General features: G+C 70.5%; 4 protein-coding genes. 2 read left to right on the top strand and 2 right to left on the bottom strand.

The window, feature by feature from the left end:
• Positions 1-176 precede the first annotated feature (176 nt).
• Positions 177-1391 (top strand): exopolysaccharide biosynthesis GT4 family glycosyltransferase EpsE, encoded by a 1215-nt coding sequence (epsE, locus tag D7Y11_RS41700; protein WP_121782534.1) that lies wholly within the window; start codon positions 177-179, stop codon positions 1389-1391.
• 6 nt (positions 1392-1397) lie between these two features.
• Here the strand turns inward: epsE and D7Y11_RS41695 are convergent, their stop codons facing one another.
• Positions 1398-2090 (bottom strand): DUF6445 family protein, encoded by a 693-nt coding sequence (locus D7Y11_RS41695; protein WP_126936440.1) that lies wholly within the window; start codon positions 2088-2090, stop codon positions 1398-1400.
• A gap of 410 nt (positions 2091-2500) precedes the next feature.
• Here D7Y11_RS41695 and D7Y11_RS41690 point away from each other — a divergent pair, with 410 nt between their 5' ends.
• Positions 2501-3049: an RNA polymerase sigma factor gene (locus D7Y11_RS41690; protein ID WP_158624586.1), complete on the top strand. Its 549-nt coding sequence runs from the start codon at positions 2501-2503 to the stop codon at positions 3047-3049.
• 4 nt (positions 3050-3053) lie between these two features.
• On the opposite strand, the gene D7Y11_RS41685 is transcribed toward D7Y11_RS41690, so the two are convergent.
• Entirely contained in the window at positions 3054-4685 is a 1632-nt protein-coding gene (locus tag D7Y11_RS41685) for a mechanosensitive ion channel family protein (protein ID WP_233607574.1), read from the bottom strand.
• Positions 4686-4791: the final 106 nt, after the last annotated feature.

Below are 4791 nucleotides of genomic sequence, written 5' to 3'. Positions count from 1 at the left end.
ACATGGGAGCGGCGACGGTATAACGCAATGAGGCGTCATGACCCAACGACCCGGGCGGGCGGGCAGGCGAAGGAGCGCGCCACCGGTCTGCTGTCACGGCTGACACCCCCAGAAGGAGCAGTCCGCGCAGGGGTCCGCCGGGGGGCGTGGGGGACGCGGCGTGTTATGGAAGAGGGGTGCAGAAGATCGGCTACCTGATTCCCGAGTTCCCCGGCCAGACCCACATCTTCTTCTGGCGCGAGCTGCAGGCGCTGCCGGGGAAGGGCGTGTCACCGGAGCTGGTGTCCACCCGTCCGCCGCCCGCGCGCATCATCAGCCATAGCTGGGCACGCGAGGCCATGACGCGCACGGAGTACCTGGCCCCGCCGCCCCCGCTGGGCGTGCTGCGGGCCGCGCTGGAGATTGCCCGGGCCATGCCCACGGGCTGGGCGCGGGTGCTGGCCTCCATCGCGAGGGCGGAGGGCCTGGACGCGAAGGGTCGCGCGCAGCTGGTGGCGTTCGCGGTGATGGGCGGCCGGCTGGCGTCGCTGGCGCGCGAGCGCGGCTGGACGCACGTGCACGTGCACTCCTGCGCCAACGCGGCGCACGTGGCCATGTTCGCGCACCTGTTGTCCGGGCTCACGTACAGCATGACGCTGCACGGGCCGCTGGACGACTACGGGCCGAACCAGCGGGAGAAGTGGCGGCACGCGAAGTTCGCCTTCGTCATCACCAAGAAGCTGCTGGGTGAAGTGCGCCAGGAGCTGGCGGGGAGCCTGCCGGACCGGATTGAACTGGCGCCCATGGGCGTGGAGCTGTCGCGCTTCCAGCGCACGGTGGCCTACGAGCCGTGGTCCGGAGAGGGCCCGCTGCGGCTGTTCGCGTGCGGCCGGCTGAACCCGTGCAAGGGGCACGCGGACCTCATCGACGCGGTGGGGATGCTGCGCAAGAAGGGCATCGACGCGCGGCTGTCCATCGCGGGCGAGGACGAGGCGGGCGGCACCACGTACCGCAAGGTGCTGGAGGCGAAGCTCGCGCAGGACGGCCTCGCGGACGCGGTGACGCTGCTGGGCGCGGTGAGCGAGGACGTGGTGAAGGACGGCATCCAGCGCTCGCACCTCTTCGCGCTGGCGAGCCTCCAGGAGCCGCTGGGCGTGGCCATCATGGAGGCCATGGCCATGCGCGCGCCGGTGGTGGTGACGGGCGCGGGCGGCGTGAAGGAGCTGGTGGACGACGGCGTGGATGGCGTGCTGGTGCCGCCGCAGGCGCCCGCCGTGCTGGCGGAGAAGTTGGAGAAGCTGGCGCGGGACCCGGCCGAAGCGGTGCGGCTGGGCGAGGCCGGCCGCCGCAAGGTGGAGGAGCAGTTCAGCAGCGAGCGCAGCGCGGACATGCTGGCGCGGATGCTGGCGTAGCCGGCTTCAGCGCACGGCCTTCCAGAAGAACAGGGCGGTGGCGCGCTTGTTCCGCTTGTCGCCCTGCCCGAAGTACGCGGTCGCCGAGTGCACGAAGTCGGCTCGGTAGACGATGAGGCGGTTGAAGACGTTCTCCACCTCCATGTCCTGCGCCCACGCGTTGGCGGGCAGCTTCGTCACGCCGAAGGCCTGGGTGAGGTTGACGCAGCCGGGAGGGCAGGTGTTGCCGCCCAGGCCGCCGCCGGGCATGCGCAGCCGGTAGAAGGACGTGCCCACGTGTCTCACGGGCGGCTTCGGGTGCAGGTAGATGACGCCCGCGAAGTCGCACAGCGCCAGCGAGTCCACGTGCGGCTTCGCGGTGGACTCCTTCTCCCCTACGAGCTGCACGTGGTTGTGGGACAGCGCGCCCTGGGACGGAGCCTCCTGCTTGAGGGCGCGCACGCCGGCCTGTTCGCGGATCCACTGCTCGATGGGGGCCAGCTCCGCGGGCGTTAGCGCGTGGGGGGCTCGGATGCCGGGCCAGATTTCAGGCCGCCACGGGGCGCCCAGGGTCCAATCCTCGCGGGCCAGGTTGCGCTCGTAGACCTCCAGCGCGTTGGGCAGGGCGTTGTCCTTGATCCAGTAGTCCCGTCCCAGCTTCGGCTTCCGATAGGGAAGCACGTCGCGGACGGCCGACTCCGGGCGCCGTTGTTCGAGCATGAGCGATTGCCGCCTTCCTGCTCACGCGGTCAGCAAGAACCCTGCCGTGTTTCACGTGTGTTTCATGCCTCGAGCCGGGGCGTTCTGCCCCATCCGACCAGGGGGCTCGCCACACCGGGGCGTTTTGCCCCAGGGTCAATCACCCCGGAGGGCCGTCGTCGTGAGTCTTCGCCCGGGATGCCGACTGCTGATCATCCCGGCGCGCTTCTGTCGGGAACCCATGTGCACCTGCCCTGGATGGACATCCAAAAGACAGACACTGGATGCATTCGGGACGTTGGAGGCGGAAATGGCCGGGTGGGATAGGGTTTCCAGACACTCTGGGTAATCCCCGCAAAGAATGCCATGTCCGTATTGGAAGGTTTTGTCATCATGGTCCCGCGCGGAAACGGAGCTCGGGGGGCACTTCCATGGCTGACAAAGAGATGCAGACGTTCGCGGAGCTGGTCATCCAATTCCGTTCAGGGCTCTTGAAGCACGCCCAGCGCATCCTGGGGAATGCGGCGGACGCGGAGGACCTGGTGCAGCACGCGCTGGACGAGGCGTGGAAGGAGCGGCTGCACCTGCAGGGGCCGGAGGCCTTCCGGGCGTGGACGGGGCGGGTCATCAACACGCGGGCCATCAGCCTGTTGCGCCACCACCGCGCGGAGCAGCGCAAGGCGGTGAACGCGGGCTGGGTGACGGTGCTGGCGGACGACCCTGAGGAGGCCGAGGGCTGCGAGCTCTGGACCTTCATCCAGGAGAAGGACCTGCGCGAAGCGGTGGAGCGCCTCCCGCCGCAGCAGCGGGAGGTGTTCCACCTGCGAGCGCAGGGGCGCTCCTACGTGAGCATCGGAGCCCAGGTGGGCCGCTCCACGGGCACGGTGGGCTGGTGGCTCCACCAGGTGCGCGAACAGCTGCGCGAGCGGCTCCAGCCCATCGCGGAGGAGCGCCGGCTCTCCGTGGGCACGTGGCACTGAGGCCTCAGGTGTTGCCCGCTCGCGCGGCCAGCAGCGCCGGTCCCACGGCCTTCTCCTCCGGGAGGGGCAGGGGCGTGGCCTCCGCGCGCAGCAGCGGCAGTCCGTGCGGCTGGGCCTGGAGGTAGGCCACCAGCTTCTCGCGCACCAGGCAGCGCAGGTCGAACGCCTTGCCGGAGTCCGCGGCGCTCACCAGGGCGCGCAGCTTCATGGTGCGCTCGCTCAGGTCCGTCACCTGGAGCCCCTGCACCTTGCCGTCCCACAGCCCCTTGGACTCCTGCTCCAGGATGCGCTTGAGCTCCGCGCGCACCGCCGGCACGTCCGTGCGGAAGTCCACGTACAGCTCCGCCGTGCCCAGAATCTCCGGCGACACCTTGCTCCAGTTCTGGAACGGCTTCTCCAGGAACTGGGTGATGGGGATGACCAGCCGGCGCAGGTCCCACACCTTCACGACCACGTAGGTGAGGGTGATCTCCTCGATCCACCCCCACTCGTTCTCGATGATGACCGTGTCGCCAATGCGCATGGGCTGCGTGATGGACAGCTGGATGCCCGCGAACAGCGTGGACAGGGACTTCTGCGCGGCCAGACCAATGGCCAGGCCCGCGATGCCCGCGGACGCCAGCAGCGACACGCCCACGTTGCGCACCGCCTCGAACTGGAGGAGCAGCAGCGACGCGGCCACCAGCACCACAGCCACCTCCACCACGCGCCGCAGGATGGCCAGCTGCGTGCGCAGGCCACGCACCCTCGCCACGTCCGTGCCCTCCGGTGACTTCGCGACCTTGTCCTCCAGGAAGCGCGCGGCCCGGGTGAGGAAGCGCAGCACGAACAGCGCCACCGCCACGATGACCACCGAGCGCGCCGCCAGGTCCACCGTCTCCTGCGCCGGAGGAGGCAGCTTGAGGAACCGCGCCCCCGCCGCCACCAGCATGCCCGCCAGCACGAAGCGGATGCTCCCCTTGCCCGCGGCGAGCATTTCGTCATCCCAGCCGGACTTCGTCAGCCCGGCGGCGCGAGCGCCCACCCGCAGCGTCACCGCCTCGCCCAGCCGCCCCAGCGCCCACGCCCCCACGAGCACGACCGCCAGCCCCAGCCACTGCCACGTCTCCAGCACCCACAGCGGGCGCGTGAAGAACACGGGCGGCAGCATCTCCAGCAGCGGCGACCCGTGCTCCTGGAACAGCGTGTCGATGGCGCCCACCGTGTCCGCGCTGAAGACCCACACCGGGCCCCCTTCCGCGTCCACCCGCTCCAGGACGATGTCCTGGGGGCCTCGCGTCGTGGCCACCTGGCCCAGCACCTCGCGGCGCGCGCGCTCCCCCGGGCCCGCCGGCTCCTTGCCGATGCGCGCGAAGTCCAGCCACAGCGTCCGGTCCATCACCACCACCAGCCGCCGCGCCAGTGCCAGCCCCTCCTCCGCCTGCGTCTCCGGAGGCAGCCGCGACAGGTCCAGGTAGTGCGGCGCCCGCAGCCCGTCCCGAGCATGCGCCGCCTCCAGGAACCCCGCCGCCGTCGCCGTGGGCGTGCTCCGGTCCACCTCCGGCGGAGGCGGCGGCAGCCCCGCGTTCAGCGCGAAGGCCCCCACGGGTCCCAACAGCAGCAACACCCACAGCCACGGCGGCACGAAACGACGCACGGCACTCTCCTGATTCTCATGTAATTTGAGAACAAACAATCACCCTGGACGGAGGCTGTCCAGCGGTGGTGACGCGGAAGGACAAGGGCAGGACGCGGTGCGGGCG

The sequence above is a fragment of the Corallococcus sp. AB018 genome, from assembly GCF_003986945.1.
GTDB classification, from domain to species: Bacteria; Myxococcota; Myxococcia; order Myxococcales; family Myxococcaceae; genus Corallococcus; species Corallococcus exiguus.
This window is presented reverse-complemented; position numbering and strand designations above follow the sequence as displayed.

Excerpts from the sequence above, each read along its gene's own strand:
- D7Y11_RS41695 (WP_126936440.1), bottom strand. The coding sequence starts at position 2,090 with ATGCTCGAACAACGGCGCCCGGAGTCGGCCGTCCGCGACGTGCTTCCC.
- D7Y11_RS41690 (WP_158624586.1), top strand. The coding sequence starts at position 2,501 with ATGGCTGACAAAGAGATGCAGACGTTCGCGGAGCTGGTCATCCAATTC.